The organism is Pedobacter zeaxanthinifaciens (assembly GCF_003313335.1).
GTDB classification, from domain to species: domain Bacteria; phylum Bacteroidota; class Bacteroidia; order Sphingobacteriales; family Sphingobacteriaceae; genus Pedobacter; species Pedobacter zeaxanthinifaciens.
In genome coordinates this window covers 52,142-70,115 of record NZ_QMHP01000013.1, presented here as the reverse complement: position 1 = coordinate 70,115, position 17,974 = coordinate 52,142, and the positions used below count along the sequence as shown (strand labels likewise).

Annotated in this window: 12 protein-coding genes and 2 tRNA genes; 6 read left to right on the top strand and 8 right to left on the bottom strand. The window is 38.7% G+C overall.

Annotated features, from left to right (window positions below; translation table 11 throughout):
• Positions 1 to 5: 5 nt before the first annotated feature.
• The 5 genes from DUT68_RS16670 to DUT68_RS16650 all read right to left on the bottom strand — a co-directional run bounded on the left by DUT68_RS16670 (position 6) and on the right by DUT68_RS16650 (position 4,899).
• A complete protein-coding gene (locus DUT68_RS16670) occupies positions 6 to 2,159 on the bottom strand; it encodes a GumC family protein (RefSeq protein ID WP_113639366.1) in 2,154 nt (717 codons plus the stop codon).
• 6 nt (positions 2,160 to 2,165) lie between these two features.
• Entirely contained in the window at positions 2,166 to 2,810 is a 645-nt protein-coding gene (locus DUT68_RS16665) for a TolC family protein (protein ID WP_157960904.1), read from the bottom strand.
• A 47-nt stretch (positions 2,811 to 2,857) separates the two neighbouring features.
• Entirely contained in the window at positions 2,858 to 3,931 is a 1,074-nt protein-coding gene (locus DUT68_RS16660; RefSeq protein ID WP_113639364.1) for a sugar transferase, read from the bottom strand.
• A gap of 9 nt (positions 3,932 to 3,940) precedes the next feature.
• Positions 3,941 to 4,336: a response regulator gene (locus DUT68_RS16655; protein ID WP_237088367.1), complete on the bottom strand. Its 396-nt coding sequence runs from the start codon at positions 4,334 to 4,336 to the stop codon at positions 3,941 to 3,943.
• 86 nt (positions 4,337 to 4,422) lie between these two features.
• Positions 4,423 to 4,899 carry an Lrp/AsnC ligand binding domain-containing protein gene (locus tag DUT68_RS16650; protein WP_113639362.1) on the bottom strand — a complete coding sequence of 159 codons (477 nt, stop codon included), beginning with the start codon at positions 4,897 to 4,899 and terminating at the stop codon, positions 4,423 to 4,425.
• A gap of 196 nt (positions 4,900 to 5,095) precedes the next feature.
• On the opposite strand from DUT68_RS16650, the gene DUT68_RS18410 reads away from it, so the two are divergent.
• Both DUT68_RS18410 and DUT68_RS18405 read left to right on the top strand, forming a co-directional pair.
• Positions 5,096 to 5,205, top strand: a tRNA-Asp gene (locus DUT68_RS18410).
• A 94-nt stretch (positions 5,206 to 5,299) separates the two neighbouring features.
• Positions 5,300 to 5,443, top strand: a tRNA-Asp gene (locus tag DUT68_RS18405).
• Positions 5,444 to 5,930: 487 nt separating this feature from the next.
• Here the strand turns inward: DUT68_RS18405 and DUT68_RS16645 are convergent.
• From DUT68_RS16645 to DUT68_RS16635, 3 genes are all read right to left on the bottom strand, one after another.
• Positions 5,931 to 7,259 carry an amidohydrolase family protein gene (locus tag DUT68_RS16645; protein ID WP_237088366.1) on the bottom strand — a complete coding sequence of 443 codons (1,329 nt, stop codon included), beginning with the start codon at positions 7,257 to 7,259 and terminating at the stop codon, positions 5,931 to 5,933.
• Entirely contained in the window at positions 7,228 to 10,263 is a 3,036-nt protein-coding gene (locus DUT68_RS16640) for an amidohydrolase family protein (protein WP_113639360.1), read from the bottom strand. Before DUT68_RS16640 ends, DUT68_RS16645 begins: the two co-directional genes overlap by 32 nt.
• Before the next feature lie 128 nt (positions 10,264 to 10,391).
• Complete coding sequence (locus DUT68_RS16635) at positions 10,392 to 13,517, bottom strand: TonB-dependent receptor (RefSeq protein WP_237088365.1); 3,126 nt, start codon at positions 13,515 to 13,517, stop codon at positions 10,392 to 10,394.
• Between the two features lie 311 nt (positions 13,518 to 13,828).
• Here DUT68_RS16635 and DUT68_RS16630 point away from each other — a divergent pair, with 311 nt between their 5' ends.
• From DUT68_RS16630 to trpC, 4 genes are all read left to right on the top strand, one after another.
• On the top strand, positions 13,829 to 14,281 hold the full coding sequence (locus DUT68_RS16630) for a cytochrome B (protein WP_113639358.1): 453 nt from the start codon (positions 13,829 to 13,831) through the stop codon (positions 14,279 to 14,281).
• 418 nt (positions 14,282 to 14,699) lie between these two features.
• Positions 14,700 to 16,103 carry an anthranilate synthase component I family protein gene (locus DUT68_RS16625; RefSeq protein WP_113639357.1) on the top strand — a complete coding sequence of 468 codons (1,404 nt, stop codon included), beginning with the start codon at positions 14,700 to 14,702 and terminating at the stop codon, positions 16,101 to 16,103.
• Positions 16,104 to 16,133: 30 nt separating this feature from the next.
• Complete coding sequence (locus DUT68_RS16620) at positions 16,134 to 16,724, top strand: anthranilate synthase component II (protein ID WP_113639356.1); 591 nt, start codon at positions 16,134 to 16,136, stop codon at positions 16,722 to 16,724.
• 137 nt (positions 16,725 to 16,861) lie between these two features.
• Positions 16,862 to 17,653, top strand: a complete 792-nt coding sequence (trpC, locus tag DUT68_RS16615) for an indole-3-glycerol phosphate synthase TrpC (RefSeq protein WP_113639355.1) — start codon at positions 16,862 to 16,864, stop codon at positions 17,651 to 17,653.
• The last annotated feature ends 321 nt before the right edge of the window (positions 17,654 to 17,974 follow it).

The following is a 17,974-nucleotide window of genomic DNA, read 5'->3' as shown; positions in this document are numbered from 1 at the left end:
AACGCTTATTTCCTTTTAACGCCGTTGATTAACCAGCCAATAAACTTCTCGTCGCTGTTTAAATGTCTGATTGCTTCCCTATCTTTTTCGTTTAATGAATTTCCGGCCATGAAAGTAGCCAAATACTTTTCGGTAAAAAGGATCCATTCACGTAAATCCGACTCACCGTTTACCGCATCAAGGTAAACAATGATGTAGTCAAATTCGTGTTTCAAACTTCTGAAAATTTGGGCAATGCTAGGATCATCTTTATTTTCTAACAACGATAGGCCTTCCAAATCTTTATTTAAGAAGGTAATGAGGTTATTTTTCTCTAAAGTGAATGTTTTTAATACTGTTTTTAAAGATTGGTGCGTTGGGATATTCCATTTCTGGATCTCATTTGCCATTTCGGTATCGCCGATGAGTAGAATCTGCTTATCTAACCTGGCGAAAGCGTAGGCCAAGCTTACGGCCGAGAATATAGTGAAGTTCTCCGGATGAAGCCTGGTTAAACCCAACACTTTATGGTCTTTTTGAGCCAAAGCCTGATTGATTTCAAATCGGGCTTCCCGCAACAAATTTTTATAGGTTAAAAACTGCTTATCAGTTTCCGCATTTTTCCATATTTCATCAATATCCCGATGCTCTTTTTTAATGAAGTTTAACTCACCAATAACACGACCTTTGGTAGCAATTTCCAGCTGCTTTCTGTTGTTGATGGAGTGATCCAGCACATGGATGATAAATAGCAATCCAAAACAGATGGCCATACTGGCGATACCGCTTAAAGCCATGTAAACCACTTTTCTTGATGGCTCGGCAACGCTTGGCACACCTTCTTGCTCCAATTGCAGGCGTAAGCCAATGTTTTTATCTAGGTTAGTTTGATTGTAACGGTTAAGCAAGTCCAAGTATTCTTTGGTAACTACATCGGCATCGCGTTCGTACTTTTGAACACCAGCATCAAATGGTACCATGGTAGAAAATTTTGCATTGAGTTTCGCTAATTCCCTGTCTATATCCTGGATGCTTGCCCTAGTTTTTTCTAAATCAATACTAATTTCAATGCGGCGCTGCACCAAAGTTTGTTTCGCAATTACCGGATCAGCAACATACTGGTCGTTGGATTTAGCCAACTGCACATCAAGTAGTTGTTGCAGCGAGTCAACTTTCTTTTTATCGACAGCTTTAAAACCCCTATCAATATAATCGTTATTGGCGGCTTGTACCTTATTTCGCAAAGCAATTACCGTTTGGTTATCGGGCGAAACACCAGCACCTAAATACTTATCTAAACCCCTATTATCTAGGTTATTGTTTACATTATTTAAGGCCGATTGCAGCGACTGCAAATCAATTAAAGCTTGTGATTTTTTGTTTTCGTAATCAATGATTTGTTGATAAACAATTTGCGACTGCTTATCCAAATTCAATACCCTATTCTTGATTTTGTAGTCTTTCAGGTCTTGATTTTTTTGGTTCATCACCGCTTCTTTTCTCTGCAAAAGCGAATCCAATACCAAAATAGATTGATTTTTATTACTGATCAGGTCAGCACTGTAGTTGTTTACAAAATCGCTTGATAAAGTATTGACTACAAAAACCGATAGAAAAGTATTTTCAGAAGTATATTCTACCGTCACAAAATCACTATTATCCTCATGTGTAATAGAAAGTTTTCTGCTTACCGTCTCGGCATCGTAACCCATTGACTTTACTAAATTATAAAGTTTAATTTGGTAGTTATCAAAAGGTGTAAGTACTTGTTTTTTGATCAATCTTTCTTCAAAAAGCCTAATTGCCTCTTGCCTTTGTGCCGCTGTTAAAGCATTGATATCATCGCTTTGCGGCTTAAAAGGTTTTTGTGGATTTTTTAAATCATGCAATATCAAACGGTAAGATAAAATGCTCATGTTTTTAGGCATTACCATGATATCCATGATGTTGGTAAATTGCTGATTGATTTTGATCAGCACATCAGGCCCAGAATAGGAAGGTACCTCAGGGGCTACCTGCCTTGATGGATCTAATAAACCCGTAGAAAGTTTTGCTTGAGATTTGTACTGTTTGGGCAGATTTTTTACGAACAAGTACGTTACAAAAAGCGTAATTGTTGGGATGGCAATAATTAACCACCTGTATTTAGAAATGAGCCTTAAAAAATCTTTTAAATTCATACCCGCTTATTTCACGTCCTCTAATCTTTGCCCAATTAAGGCTTCCAAATTATCCTTTGCCCTCAGCATGTTAAGTTCCGATTGTAATTTTTCGGAGCTTGAAATTGAAGTTAAGGATTTAGCTTTGCTGTAAACATCCAATGATACCTCACCCTTTTCAAATTTGTATCTCAGCGCATCACTGGCTGTTTTGTTATCAATAAAGGCTTGATTTTTCACCTTCAAATCATTTAGCCACTGCAAATACTCGAAATACCTTTGTCTTACTTCTGAAGTTAACAAGATATCGTATTCCTTGGTTTGATAAGAGGCTGCATTATACTCCTCTCTTGCTTGCTTTACCAAAGATGGTGTACGAAAAAACAAGCCTAGGTTAAAGTAAACACCAAACTGAAAGCCGTTTATTGAATAGGGATTAGTTGCATCAATGATAGATGCGTTATCTGGACGATAAAAATACGACGCATTTAAGGACTCTAAATAGCCTGCCTTAGCCGCCCCTATTTTTGCCTTTGCACTTAGCTCGCTGGCTTTGTACATTTTTCTTTTAGGATAGTACTCCTTAGCCAAATCAATATATTTTTGCAGCAATGGCGTATTTATTTGGCTCGTGATATTGTCCTGAGCCATCAGTTGTAAATTAACAACCATTAATAGCAATATTGTAAAAAACCTTTTCGCCGCCATAACATGGGTTTTTATACCTTTTCTTTCTGGAAAAGTACAGGTACGGTCATTAATATTATTTTTAAGTCTAACCAAACAGAAAACTTTTTGTTGTAAAAGTTGTCCAATTTTTTGCGTTCACGATCAGACATATCACTTTTTCCCCTTTTGATAATTTGCCACAAGCCTGTAATACCAGCCGGACCCAAAAAGCGCATTGACCACTCATTAGTTGTCAGTTGTTCGGCCTCATACAAGGGCAAAGGTCTGTTGCCTACAATTGACATATCGCCTTTTACGACATTAAATAGCTGAGGCAGCTCATCAACACTAGAATTTCTTAAAAAGTTACCTAATTTGGTTACACGAGGATCGTTTTTCATTTTAAAGAAAGCCGACTCCCCATATTGATTTGCCGAAGTTGCCATCAAATTCTCCACTTCTTTATCGGCATTTACACGCATAGACCTGAACTTATAAAAATCAAAAATTTTATAGCCAGTACCTACACGTTTGCTAGTATAAAAAACTGGGCCTTTTGAATCTAGCTTTATTAAAATAGCAATTAAAATAAAAAATGGGCTTAAAAAGATAAGCGCTAGTAAGGATATTGTTAAATCCAAAAGGCGTTTAAGAAACGGGATTTTGTATTGCTGAAGAGGTTCCTCTGGCAAATTTTTTAACTGCTCGTTCAGTATTTTGTAGGCTGATAAATATTGCAAACGCAACTTTACATCCGCAAAGGTAATGGCAGGCGAGTAACAATCTGCAATGCGTGCGGCAAATGCAGCGGCTGTAATTGCAGGGTCTTTTTCGGTCAGTAAAAATATAACCACCAAGTTTCTGCTCAACCAATTTTTTTTCAACGTTTCTACCAATCCCATGGCATCGGTAACGTGTTCTGGACTTACTTCCAGCAGTATGTTCACATCAAGCTCGTAAACGGAAAGCTTACTTACAATTTCACCTAAATGCGAAAAACTATCGGCTTTCCTAACGGTGCCTCCGTCAGAGAACGTGTCGTTAATATCTTTATCGTATTGTTCAGCGTAGTAAATGATATTAACCCTAGATTGTGGCATGCCGAAAGAACTATTTGCTTGCATTGAATATCTCTAGTTTAACAGATTTTGTATACTTTCTTTCAATTTGTTGGGGTTAAATGGTTTTGGCATCAACAAATTAAAATGGTAAGGAAGTTTTTCTACCAAATCCTCCAAGGAGTAGGCAGCGGATAGCAATATAATTGGGATATCCCTGTAATAGCCGCTTGTTTTAAGGCTTCTTACAAAATCCAAACCATCTACATAGGGCATTTCCAAATCAGATATAATCAAATCGGGCATATGACCTTCATCCATCCAGCTGATGGCCTCCAAACCATTATTGTGGATTACCAATTCATAATCCTTTTTTAGGATAAACTCCAGAAGTTTCAGCACGGTAATCTCATCATCCACCAATAAAATCAACTTTTTATTTGAACCTGCTTTCATACTTGAAGATGGCATCGTATTCACAAATTTTTAGACCGAACTAAGCTATCAATAAAAACTTATATTTTACTCCTTTTTGTGATATTTTCCGAAAGCGCCGATTAAATTAGCTCAATTTGCCTTTTGATGCTCTCTTCTAGTGAAATAAGGGTTTCGGTACGTTGAATTCCTTTTACTGCCTGTATTTCCTCGTTAAGCACATGACGAAGGTGATCGGTATCTCGGCAGGTAATTTTAGCAAACATACTATAAGCACCTGTGGTGTAATGCAACTCCACCACTTCCTTTATTCTGCTAAGTTGCTCTACGGCATCCTTATATAAAGAACCTTTTTCTAAATAGATGCCTAAAAAGGCGGTGATATCATAACCAGCTTTTCGAGGATCAATAATGAGGTGCGAACCCCTGATGATGCCCATATCTGCAAGTTTTTTCATCCTTACGTGAACCGTACCGCCAGAAACGATAAGCTCCTTGGCAATTTCGGTATAAGGTTTCGTAGCATCTTGCATGAGCTGCGTAAGAATTTGAATATCGAGGTTATCAATTTCTAAATTTTGAGTTTCCTTTTTGAGCATAAATTATATTTTTGTTAATGATTTATAAAAATAAATGAAAATATAATAAAAATAAAATTAATTCATTAAAAAATTTGCAATGTATTTGATAAACGTTCTATATTTGTATCAAGCAAACGCCAGTAGGCAAGCTTGTAGTTTCAATAAACAGTAGCATTTAACTGCATGTTGAAACCGAAAAGTTGAAAAGCTAAAATGTAGGGTGGTGAAATTGGCAGACACACCTCCTTGTCTCGGTGGTAGAGGTTATGGGAAAGCCGGAAACGGAACAACCACTCTATGAAGGTTCGACTCCTTCCCCTACAGCACTATAGTTATAAGTAGTAAGTTTTAAGTGGTACGTTTCTTTGCAAACGCTACTTATAACTTAAAACGTATCACTTAAAACTTAAGTAAATAATGTTGGGTGGTGAAATTGGCAGACACACCTCCTTGTCTCGGTGGTGGGGATTATGGGATAAACGCAGTTTATGGGTTGACCACAAATTAATTTTGAACTGTAGCTAACTACCCCTTGAAGGTTCGACTCCTTCCCCAACAGCCATTTTTATAAATAATAAGTTAGTTAAGGAAGCGGTTCTGGATTGGATCGCTTTTTTTTATTTCTATTATTCTTTCAAAGATCAAACTTTGCCTTTATCCCTTTTTATGATTAGCTAAAGCCTACTTACTTCAATTATTGTGATGAATATAAGTTTGCTTTGAGCGATATAAACACATAAGGTTTAACAAAAAGCAGCATCAAAGATACAAAATAATCATTTAGATATTCTTTTAAGGAAATGGCTGAAAATATTTCAATACTTTTTGTGTATTGAAATCAATTTAATAAAAATTGCTCCTACTAACATTTGCTAGGAGGCATTAAAACGATATTCTTGAAATGTTGCTGGGGGACGCTAAGGTTGGGACAAGATGTAGCGTCTAAATAAAGGCGAAACGCAAAGTGTTGGTTATCGCCAGTGCATCATAAAAAAGTCCTCCTCATTAGCATACACTAACAAGGAGGACTTTAGGTCGATAAATATTTCTTACTTTATTCCGTACTTATCACTGAATTTTTTATCCAACTGCTTATGCAAATTATCCAAATTGATATCTCTTCCCTGAATAAAAGCCTTCTCAATTTTGTTAGTTCTCATATCCAAAGCATCTCCAGTTGAAATAAATAGCGTAGCATCTTTACCTACCTCTAAACTTCCGGCAGTTTTTTCTATGCCTAAAATTTTAGCGGTGTTTAAGGTAATTGTTTGCAGTGCTTTCTCTTTATCAAGCCCCCAAGTAGCCACGGTACCCGCCATAAAAGGCAAGTTACGTTGCTGCCAAAAGTTTTCGATGCTTATTGCTACAGTTACGCCAGCATTGTACAGGATTGCTGCATTTTTGTAAGGCATGTTCACATCGTCATCAATATTAGTTGGCAACGAGTGTGGCTGATTTACGATTACCGCAACATTATTCTGTTTCAAGAAATCAGTAATTAGATATGCCTCGCTACCACCAATAATTACTGGAGTTAAGTTAAATTTCTTTGCGAAATTAACCGCAGCAACGATATCTTTTTGCGTATTGGCAGAGATATACAATTTTTGTTCGCCTTTAAACAGCTTCGCCATTGCAGCCATACGGGTGTTGGTTTCGGCAGGTTTAGGGCCTTCATTGTAGGCTTTCGCTTCTTCAAAAAACGCAGTCAATTCGGCAATTGCAGCTTGTGTACGTTCAGCAAACGACTCTGCAGAAAAGCCTGGACGACCACCAAAACCTCTGAAACGAGGCGTAACTGGCCAGTTTACATGCATACCATCATCGGTTTTAACAGCTGCATCTTCCCAGTTCCAAGCATCTAGCTGAACTACCGAAGAGCTTCCAGAAATTGAACCTCCGCTAGGCCTAATTTGCGCCATTAACACACCGTTGCTACGCAGTGTTGCCGGTATTTTAGAATCTGTATTATAAGCTACCAAAGAACGAATGTGCGGATTTAAGTTGCCAATTTCCTGAAAGTCTAAAGTAGCTTTCACAGATTCAAACTCCACCAAGCCCACCGTATTTACAGGAGCTATAAAACCCGGATAAACATGCTTGCCGTTTATATTAACCAACTCGGCATCATTTGTAGCAAACTTTACTGTTGTAGCATCGCCAACACCAGTAATTTTCCCTTTTTCAAATACCACATAACCGTTGTTAATTACAGTGCCGTTACCTGTATGCACCACGCCGCCCAACAAAATTACTTTTTTGGCTTGGGCTTTGGCAGGTGAAATATTAGCTTGCGCAAAAGCAGACATACTTGCCGCTAAAGCAACAAATAAGGTTAAAATTTTCTTATTCATGGTGATGTCCTCCTTCTTCTGCATTAATTGCTTCGAAACCGTTTGAATAATCGCTGGCAGTTTCGCAGTTGTATAAAGTTGAGGTGGTGCCCATTGGACGTTGGGTTCTGCCGCCTTTGTTTTTGCTATCGATCATTTTTTGTACTAGCCTTGCTCTTTCAGCTTGTTGCTGTTTCAATTTTTGAGCATCTTTTTCCATGTCCCAATACAGCACGCCATCTACAAAAGTTTTTTCAGCCTTAGCGTAAATAGAAAGCGGGTTATCAGACCAGATCACTACGTCGGCATCTTTTCCTGCTTTTAAACTTCCCACCTTATCATCAATGTGCAACATTTTAGCTGGGTTTAAAGTCACAAACTTCAACGCTTCTTCTTCAGGTACACCGCCATAAAGCACTGCTTTACCTGCTTCTTGGTTCAAGCGACGAGCCATCTCCGCGTCATCGGAGTTGAATGCAGTGGTAATGCCCACGTTGTGCATGATTTTTCCATTGTAAGGAATTGCTTCGGCCACCTCAAATTTGTAAGCCCACCAATCAGAGAAAGTAGATGCAGCAATGCCCTGAGCTTTCATTTTATCAGCCACTTTATAACCTTCCAAAATGTGTGTGAAAGTATTTATTTTGAAGCCTAAACTATCAGCCACATGCATTAACATGTTAATTTCCGATTGTACGTAAGAGTGACAAGTGATGAAACGTTTGTTATTTAAAATCTCCACCAAAGCATCCAGTTCTAAATCTCTACGTACATTATTTCCTTTAACTTTTAGTGCTGCTTCATAGTCTTTAGCACGAGTAAAAGCATCCACAAAAGTTTGCTCTACACCCATACGTGTTACAGGGAAACGTTGCCCGCTGCCGAAATTACTTTGTTTTACATTTTCACCTAGGGCGAACTTGATAAAGCCATCAGCACCAGCAAATTTTAATTCCTCTGGCAATTTACCCCAACGCAATTTAATTAACTGCGACTGGCCACCAATTGGATTTGCCGAACCGTGTAAAATTTGCGAAGTAGTAACTCCACCAGCCAACTGACGGTAAATATTTACGTCTTCCGAATTGATGATATCGCCAATGCGAACCTCAGAAGAAACTGACTGGGCACCTTCGTTGATACCGCCTGAACCTGCAATATGCGAATGCTCATCAATGATACCTGGAGTGATGTGTTTGCCGGTAGCGTCAATCACTTTTGCTGCACCTGCCGCTAAGTTTTTACCTACCGCTTTAATTTTTCCATTCTCCAAAAGCACATCTGCGTTTTGCAAAACACCATCTTTCTCGTTAGTCCAAACGGTAGCGTTTTTCAACAACACACTTTCTGCTTTAGGCAACACTTCATTTCCAAACGACTGGAAAGGGTAAATTAGCGGGCCATTAGCAGCTAAAGCAGGCTTTTGCTCATCTCTTTTAGGCATTTCTTTACCAGCTTCTTTAAAAGTAGCTGTCCATTTGCCCTCGCTTCCATCACTTAAAGCAGCTTCACCTTTCATGGCAATTGGCGATTCCGAAGAGATATAACCAGTTAAGCGAACATCGCCTTTTGGATTTTTCTTCAAGTTGAAGCTCAACGTTACCCAATCGCCGTTTCTGCCTAACGTTGCCGTAGTTTTTACGCTATCGGCACCTGTGCGTTCAATTGATGCTGCAGTTGGCCCCGTAATTTTTAAGGTTAAAGCACCAACACCATCAACGTTCAAATTATAAACGCCTTTTAAATCGCTCACATCCATTTTGTTAACGATGTAGCGCTTGCCTTGCACCCAGTTTTCGTGGATGATATTGCTGCTTTTGAATAAGTTATCAGAAGTGATCAAGAAATTGGCCAATTTGCCTTTTTCAATAGATCCCACTTTATCACTGATGCCTAGCATTTTCGCAGGCACCTCGGTAACTGCAAGTAAAGCTTGTTTTTCTGTTAAACCGTTTTCTATCGCAGTGCGGATATTTGCCCAAAATTCACGGCTGTTATCTAAACCAAAGGCAGTTAACGCAAAATTAACGCCTGCCTTTTCCAACACACCTGGATTGCTTGCAGCCATTTCCCAAGCCTTCATTTGTGCTAAAGTTACATTTCTAGCTTCCGCTGGATCCTCTACATCGTAAGCTTTTGGATAAGCGACAGGTACAATTAAGCTTGCTCCAGTTGCTTTAACAGCATCAATGCGCTGATACTCATCGCCACCGGCTTTAATGATGTATTGCTTGCCAAACTCCTTCGCTATTTTATCAGCACGTAGGATGTTTGCCCAGCCATCAGCTTCGAAAATTTGAGGTAAGCCTTGTTGCTTGTTAAATTCATCTAGGGAGATATTGTACTCTTCTTTTTGGTTTTTATACCAAGCAGCATCTAAATAAGTTTGGCGCAATAAAGCGATAGAACCCATCAACGATGTTGGGTAATCGTTAGTTGAGCTACCTTTGCTGAATGAGTAGTTAGCGGCGGTCTGATCTTTTAATATCACTTTGTGCTCAAACTCATCGTTTAGTGTTACCGCAGCTGAGGTACCACGAGCAATACCATCTCTATTGATCACATTTACACTGCCGAAACCTGCTTTACGAAGCTCATCAGCCTTTTTGCTGTCGATAGAAAAGATAGTTCTTACTTCAGTTTCTGGTCTGATAGCTGCATTCCAGTTGTAGGCACCTTTTTTCTGAGTAGTAAATACCGATTGACGCTGACCGCCAAAGCCACCGCGTCCTGAAGCACTGGGATCAACCGGAACACCATAGCTGGTAAATGCGTCAATTAATGAGGGATAGATGTACTTTCCTTTTAGGTCAATTACTACATATCCTTTAGGAATCGTAGTACCTGTACCAACAGATTGAATCACCTGGTTTTTGATTAGCAACGTTCCATTGCTAATGGTTTGGTTGGCATTTACTACAATGTTTGCATTGGTGAAGGCATATTGCCCACTTCGCACATCAAATGAACCATTTACAGGAAAGGTTTGTTGCGCAAATGCAATCACAGTAGAAAATACCAACGCAAGCGCTAGTAAAATTTTCTTCATGCTAGTTAATGTTTAGAATAATTGTTTAAAGCTATTGATAAAAAAGAAGCATTTACTTTTTTAACTTACTTTTTACAAAAAAAGCCACGCTTTGAAGGCGTGGCTTTAAAATAGATTGCTTACAGGAATTAAAATCCGTAACGCAAACCAATTTGAGCTTGCCAAGGATTACCCGAAGGATTTATGATTCCAGTATTATTCATACGATAGTTATAAATTTTATTTGTAGTATCAAAACCTGTAACCGCATATAATGCTTGAGTACCTAAGCTTTCATTTACTCCCCAAGTTTTCTTTAACAAGTTAGCCACGTTAAATAAATCTCCAGAAAGCTCAAGACTTTGCTTCTTAGCGCCACCAAACTTGAATTGGTAAGCTAATCTTAAATCAACTGTACCAAAAAAATTATTGATACCGCCATTACGTTCAGCTATTTTTCCTTCGTACTTCAAGATATAATCTTTCAAACTTTGACTAGCCTCTGGATTATCAAGTAAGGCTTGTAAACCTGTTCTTAGAGTTGCAGGAACATTAGTATTATTTCTATCGAAGATGAAGGCTAAATCGTTGGTTGCAACAAAATCACCATTAGTATTGCCGCCTGATAGCAAGCTGTAACGCGTACCGCCCAAGCCAGAATAACGCACCCCTACTTTAACTCCCCAAAGGCTTGGCAACGTTCCATAAACTACCACTTTATGACGGAATTGATTATTAGAATAAGTTACGCGACTTAAATCACGAGGATCATCAACCACAGGTAAAGAAAGCGTAGCCGAGTTAGCTACGTTTCCGTTGTACGAAGTGTTATCCTTGGTATCATTCCAAGTGTAACTCGCTGAAATTTCGCCGTCTTTAAAGTATCTCCAAGTACCATCCACCACTACGGCAAATTGGTTTACTTTCCCTTGGCTATTTAATTCTAATACTCGCCCAAACTTATTGGTTATGCGGCCAGTTTTCCAATCGGATGTACCATTAGTAGCATTAACAGTTGGCACGAAAACACCTCTATTTCCTTCGTTTGATAAGGTGAAGAAAGGATTAGCAACCATATTTCTATCTACGTACATATAGTTGTTACGAGCAAAAGTAGCATAACCAGTAATGCCAACACGAATTTTATCGTTAATTAACCTATTATAGGAAAGATTGGCTTTATATACCACGGGCACTTTAGCATCTGAAGCGTAAGTATTGATGGTTGGCACCTGAAACGCTGGCAACGAAGGTGCAGCAACTCCGTTTCTGTAGCCTACGAAATTTGGTTGAGGCACATCAGTACCATAAACATCAACTGTTGCCAAATGTTTCCCATCGAAAGTGAGGTTGTTGATCGTTACGTAGTTGTTTACATCAGAACCAAAAATACCTGCACCTAAACGGATATAATCGGTATGTTTTTCATTAATATCCCAATTAAACTGCACACGCGGCTGCACTAAAAACTGTTTCAGCTCATAGTCGGTTCTAACGCCGAGGGCAGCTAGCAAATCTTGGTTTAGTGGCGACTTTGGATACTTACTATAATCAATGCGCAAACCACCGGTAAAGTCTAAACCTTTAGCCAGCTTGGTTTGCATTTGTCCGTAGATCGCTGTGTTCCACAAGTTTGCGGTAACGCTGGGATCAGCCACCAAAGGCACTTCCCTGTAATAATTGGTAGCAATTAAGTTGTCAAAATTATCAATTGCCTTTACCGTACCAGCTCTATTAAATTCAAACCTACCGTTTACTTCGCTACCATATAATGAAAGTGCATGTGTGTACATCACATCAATACCAAACGTGTATTTCACTTTATCGGTGTTGTAGTAAAAGTTGTCCACTAACTGCAATACGTTATTGGTAAATCCTTCTTGTCCAAATCGATGCCCACCAATTTGAACGGCAGTGTATTTTAAACTTCCGTCGGGTGCTTGTGATTCTAAATTGCGCACAATTGCTCTAGGAATAGCACTGGGCAACTGGTCATTTTGCGAACTCTCTTGGAAAGTGTACAAATGCTGCACTTTCAACTCGTTGGTGATTTTGCTGCTGATGGTAGAACGCAGCGTAGCCAATAAGCTATTATCAATATTTTTATCGTTCCCATAACTTTCAAAAAAGTTGATGGTAGTATTATCAGCTAAACCAAGTGGATTTCTATCATTAGTATAGTTATCTCTAATGGTTAGTAAGTGCTTGTCGTTAATTTGCCAATCTATACGGGCGAAGGCGGCATCGGTACCACGTTTTTTATCGAAGGTACCGAACTGCGGTTGGTTAGAAACGCCATATTTTGATCGGGCAATCCCCAAAAATTGATCTAGTGTAGCATTAGTAATATTAAATCTCGCTACATCAGCATCACTTTTTACATCAGCAATAATTAAAGGGCGAGCATCTTTTTGATGATCCCAACCAATAAAATAATGTAATTTATCTTTGATAATAGGTCCACCTAACGTAAAGCCATATTGATAGGTGGAGAAATCGTTAGTACGTTTATTGCCTCTGATATCATAAGTACTAGCTAACCAATCTGCACGGCCGTAGGTAAAAGCACTACCAGAAATTTGGTTAGTACCGGCTTTAGTTACCGCACTAATGGTACCACCACCTGCACGACCTAAGGTTACATCGTATTGATTGGTTACTACCTTAAATTCTCTTACAGCCTCGATGGAAATAGAGTATGGCGACCCACTCCTGCTTGTAGTACTGCCCGCTGAGGTTGGGTTTTTTGCCGTCATCCCATCAATAGTAAAGTTAGTAGAAGAGCCTAGCTGACCAGCAATTCCTCCTTGAGCAGCTAATGGCGACAAATCGGTCAAGCTGGCAAAACTACGACCGTTTACAGGCAGCTCGTTCATCGTTTTGGAAGAGATTTCGGTAGATGCCCCAAACTGTTGTACTTTGTTGCGCAAACCATTTCCGTTTACCTGTACTGCTTGTAAAGTTTGTGCCGATGTTGCCATGCTAACGTTAGCTCTTACAGCATCCCCTTGATTAAGCATATAACCTGATAAGGTTTGTTCTCCGTAGCCTAAGAAATTTACTTTAATGGTATACGGACCTCCTAGCGGGAGTTCTTTAAAAGTGAATTCGCCCTGGGCATTGGTTCCAATTTTAGTGGTAAAGCCTGTCGATTCGTTACGTACTTGAACTGAAGCTCCAGGAATTGGCTTCTTCTGCTCATCTGTAACTTTACCCGAAATTGATGCCTGTGTAGTTTGAGCATTTGCATCGGCAAAACCCAATATTAAAAGCATCAGTAGTGATAGTTTAAATAAAGCTCGTTGCATATAATTTTAATTATTTGCCTGCAAAAATGGCATGAGCACATTAACTCTATCGTTTTCAAAAATTAACTATTTATGAATTTATGAGCGTCTTTTTAAGTTTATGTAAACAAATCACAACCATCTGTAATTGCAACTTCGTAGTTATTTAACTTAAAGCGTATTTATCCCCTTTAAATAAACCGCTGGCGGAATAGATAAGCTCAAATTTTAAAGCAGTGTAAAACGAATTGCATACAACTTCAATTTTATCTAAGTTTGGAAAAAATAAAAAACAAAACATGGAATCATTATACCCAATATTGAAAAGTGCGCACTCAGGATGGCGCTATCTGGTATTAATTTTATTAGTAGTGGCTATTTTACAGGCATTAGGTGGCTGGTTTGGCAAAAAAGCTTATACCGAAGGCAACAGAAAACTAAACGTATTTACTTTAATTAGCGCACACATCCAATTCCTGATGGGCATTGGACTGTATGTTTTAAGCCCACTTACCAAAGGCCCAACTAGCGAAGCCCTATATCGTTACTGGAAAATGGAGCACATTGCTATCATGATTGCTGCGGTTGTTTTGATTACCATTGGAAATACTAGATCAAAAAAAGTGGCAGATGCCGTGGCTAAACACAAAGCAATCGCCATTTTCTTCGGCATTGCATTAATTTTAATCATTGCCTCTATTGCGATGATGGTAAAGAATGATCCTTCTAAATCGTTTTTTGGAATTTCATAGCAGCGCTGTCATTCTGGACGCCATAAAGCAATCTGTTTTGATAGCGTACCCATCTAACAGATTGCGCTCAGATAATTGGAGCAAGCGTTAACGCCGGAATGGCAAAAGCAGCTAAAACAATAAAATTTTTCAAAATATTTTGATTATTTAACATTTTGTATAAATTTGCTTTACGATGATTAACAAAATAAACACTTGGCACTGGCGTACTAATTCGAAAGAAAGTTTCGTCAATGGCTTGTGCAAAATATAGTTTATCAACCTAAACCTAAACTTAAACCACATTCAAAACCCGACGGAACCACACGTCGGGTTTTTTGTTTTAGGTCACTTCGTTGTTGCGAGGAACGAAGCAATCTAAAATCTAGTATTAAAATATTGCTTCGTCAACTCCTCGCAACGACGAAAAAACACAGAAATGGATAACTTCAAAATAAGTACCTATAGCAAAAAAAGGCTAGCCGATACAACCACACCAGTAAGCATTTATCTCCGACTAAGAGATGTGTTTACCAACACCATCCTTTTAGAAAGCTCAGATTACCATAGTCGCGAAAATGCAACGAGTTACGTTTGTGCCGAACCTGTAGCGGGTATCGTTTTAAAAAATGGCGAACTTAGCATCAGCTATCCCAATGGTAAAACCGAAATCAAAACTGACTTCAACCTTGCCCAAGAAATCACTGCATTCAAAGGAAAATTCCAAGCAATTTCCTCCAGCACATCAAAACATATTTCTAGTGGTTTATTTGGTTACTTTACTTGGAATACCGTACAATATTTTGAGGATATTAAATTTTCATCGGCTACGCCTGAAGAAGATAAAATTCCGGAAATGCAATATCATATTTACAGGTATATTATTGCTATAGACCACTTCAAAAATGAAATCACTTTGTTCAAAAATGCTTTTAATGATGATGAAAGTGAAGATTTGAGCAAAATGGAATACATCATCCAAAATAAAAACTTTCCAGAATATGGTTTCAGTACGGATGGTGAGGAAACTTCAAATTTAACAGACCAAGGGTTTATGGACATGGTGGAAAAGTTGAAGAAGCATATTTATAGAGGTGATGTTTTTCAAATAGTTCCGTCTAGAGCATTTAAGCAAGGTTTTTTAGGTGATGAGTTTAACGTTTACCGCTGTTTGCGTTCTATCAATCCATCGCCGTATTTATTTTATTTCGATTATGGCAGTTTCAAACTTTTTGGTTCATCGCCGGAAGCACAAATTACCATCAAAAATGAAACGGCAAATATTTTCCCAATTGCTGGTACTTTTAAGCGAAGTGGCAATGATGAAGAAGATGCAAAAATTGCGAAGGCTTTAGAAAACGATCCAAAAGAAAGTGCTGAACACGTAATGCTAGTTGATTTGGCCAGAAACGATTTGAGCAGGCACTGCAAACAGGTGGAAGTAAAATCGTTTAAAGAGGTGCAGTACTATTCTCATTTGATCCATCTGGTATCAAAAGTAAGCGGCCAGCTGCAGGAACAAAGTACTGCATTTAAGGTAGTAGCCGATACTTACCCAGCAGGGACTTTAAGCGGGGCGCCGAAATACCGAGCGATGCAACTTATTGATGAGAACGAAAACTTGGGGCGCAACTTTTATGCTGGCGCCATTGGTTATATGGGCTTTAACGATGATTTCAACCATGCCATCATGATTAGAACTTTCATGAGTAAAAATAACAAATTGCATTACAGAGCAGGTGCGGGCATTGTAGCCGATTCAGTTGCGGCAACTGAACTCAACGAAGTAAACAATAAAATTGCCGCTTTACGCAAAGCAATTGAAATGGCCGCTAGTATTTAAGATTTTTGATTTACGAATTACGATTTAGAAATGAGCGATAATAAAAATGTAGTGCTAGTGATAGACAACTACGATAGTTTCACCTATAATTTGGTGCATTTAATTAATGAAATAGGTTATGAAACTGAGGTTTGGAGAAACGATAAATTTGAACTGAGCGAGGTAGATAAGTATGACAAAATTCTGCTTTCTCCAGGACCAGGTATTCCCGAAGAAGCTGGATTACTATTGGATGTGATTAAAACCTACGCCCCTAGCAAAAGTATTATGGGTGTTTGTTTGGGCCAACAGGCTATTGCCGAGGCCTTTGGCGGTAACTTGCTTAACCTAGGCCGACCAATGCATGGCATAAGCACACCCGTTAATAAAACAGTTGAAGACGAGTTACTATTCGAAAACATCTCAGCTCCGTTTGAAGTAGGCAGGTATCACAGTTGGGTGGTTGATCCAGCAAACTTGCCCGAAACTCTTATAGTAACATCAGTGGATGAAGATGGGCAAATCATGTCGCTTAGACATAAGGAACTTGATGTATGCGGTGTACAATTTCACCCTGAAAGTGTTTTAACTCCAGAAGGAAAACAAATGATGAAAAATTGGCTGGAAGGAAGTAAAAATTAAAAAGTTAAGCGTATAAAGTTAAATTTAGAAAATCCTACCATAACCCTAACGTCATTGCGAGGAACGAAGCAATCTTAAAGCGAAAGTTTGAATCAACAGATTGCTTCGTTCCTCGCAATGACGACCAAGATAAATACATGAGCCAAAATATTTTAGATAAAATCGTTTTACGTAAAAAAGAAGAAGTAGCCTTAGCTAAACAACAGATTAGCATAAAAGCATTGGAAAATAGTGCTACATTCTCAAGAACACCCTATCGTTTTAGGGATTTTCTTTTAGCTGATGAAAGGACTGGTATTATTGCCGAGTTTAAAAAGCAATCGCCCTCCAAAGGCGTAATTAATGGCGAAGCTGATGTGAAAGCCATCACTCAAGCGTATAATGCTGCTGGAGCGTCGGCGCTATCAGTTTTAACGGATACCGATTTTTTTGGCGGTAAAAAAGATGATCTGCTACAAGCCCGCAGCGTAAATGAAATTCCTATTTTGAGGAAAGATTTTATGATTGATGAATACCAAATTTTGGAAGCAAAAGCTTGGGGCGCCGATATCATTTTGCTAATTGCCGCCATATTAACACCACAGCAAATTGCTGATTATGGGAAATTAGCACAGAGCTTAGGTTTAAACGTGCTATTGGAGGTGCATGATTTAGCCGAGCTGGAGCGTAGTATTTGTCCGCATTTGGATGCCATTGGTGTAAATAACCGCAACTTAGGCGATTTTACGGTTAACATCCAAACCTCATTTGATTTGGTGGATAAAATCCCGGCTGACTTTTTAAAGATTTCAGAAAGTGCCATTAGCCATCCGCAAACCATTAAAGATTTGAAACAGGTAGGCTTTCAGGGATTTTTGATTGGTGAAAATTTCATGAAAACAGCAAACCCAGGCTTAGCGATGCAAGAATTTGTTAGGGAGTTGTTGTAGAATAAAAATACGTTCCCACATTAGCGAGGATGCAATGCGGTAGAAAAGTGAACTTTAGAAAAGCCTTACGTAGATTTTCGTAAGGCTTTTTATAGCTTTAAACACTTTTGCTTGTTTTTCTAATCTACACAATTTTACCCGCTGGCATCCCAGTCAATTGGAGAAATAAATCCCACCAAACCATCAGTTGCTAGCTGTTTGTTACAGCTTTAACCTAATGCATTTTATTATCTATCCTCATAGAAAAAAATAAGCAAGTGTTTAGCTGTAAAAAACGCAAAAGAACCAGTCACAACCAAGTATTTTTCGGGAACGTTCCCG

What these genes read in the sequence shown, in the direction of transcription:
- DUT68_RS16660 (WP_113639364.1), bottom strand. Translation starts at nt 3,931, where the DNA reads ATGCAAGCAAATAGTTCTTTCGGCATGCCACAATCTAGGGTTAATATC.
- DUT68_RS16650 (WP_113639362.1), bottom strand. Translation starts at nt 4,899, where the DNA reads ATGCTCAAAAAGGAAACTCAAAATTTAGAAATTGATAACCTCGATATT.
- DUT68_RS16635 (WP_237088365.1), bottom strand. Translation starts at nt 13,517, where the DNA reads ATGCTTTTAATATTGGGTTTTGCCGATGCAAATGCTCAAACTACACAG.
- DUT68_RS16665 (WP_157960904.1), bottom strand. Translation starts at nt 2,810, where the DNA reads ATGGTTGTTAATTTACAACTGATGGCTCAGGACAATATCACGAGCCAA.
- DUT68_RS16670 (WP_113639366.1), bottom strand. Translation starts at nt 2,159, where the DNA reads ATGAATTTAAAAGATTTTTTAAGGCTCATTTCTAAATACAGGTGGTTA.
- DUT68_RS16625 (WP_113639357.1), top strand. Translation starts at nt 14,700, where the DNA reads ATGGATAACTTCAAAATAAGTACCTATAGCAAAAAAAGGCTAGCCGAT.
- DUT68_RS16640 (WP_113639360.1), bottom strand. Translation starts at nt 10,263, where the DNA reads ATGAAGAAAATTTTACTAGCGCTTGCGTTGGTATTTTCTACTGTGATT.
- DUT68_RS16630 (WP_113639358.1), top strand. Translation starts at nt 13,829, where the DNA reads ATGGAATCATTATACCCAATATTGAAAAGTGCGCACTCAGGATGGCGC.
- DUT68_RS16645 (WP_237088366.1), bottom strand. Translation starts at nt 7,259, where the DNA reads ATGCAGAAGAAGGAGGACATCACCATGAATAAGAAAATTTTAACCTTA.
- DUT68_RS16620 (WP_113639356.1), top strand. Translation starts at nt 16,134, where the DNA reads ATGAGCGATAATAAAAATGTAGTGCTAGTGATAGACAACTACGATAGT.
- DUT68_RS16655 (WP_237088367.1), bottom strand. Translation starts at nt 4,336, where the DNA reads ATGCCATCTTCAAGTATGAAAGCAGGTTCAAATAAAAAGTTGATTTTA.
- trpC (WP_113639355.1), top strand. Translation starts at nt 16,862, where the DNA reads ATGAGCCAAAATATTTTAGATAAAATCGTTTTACGTAAAAAAGAAGAA.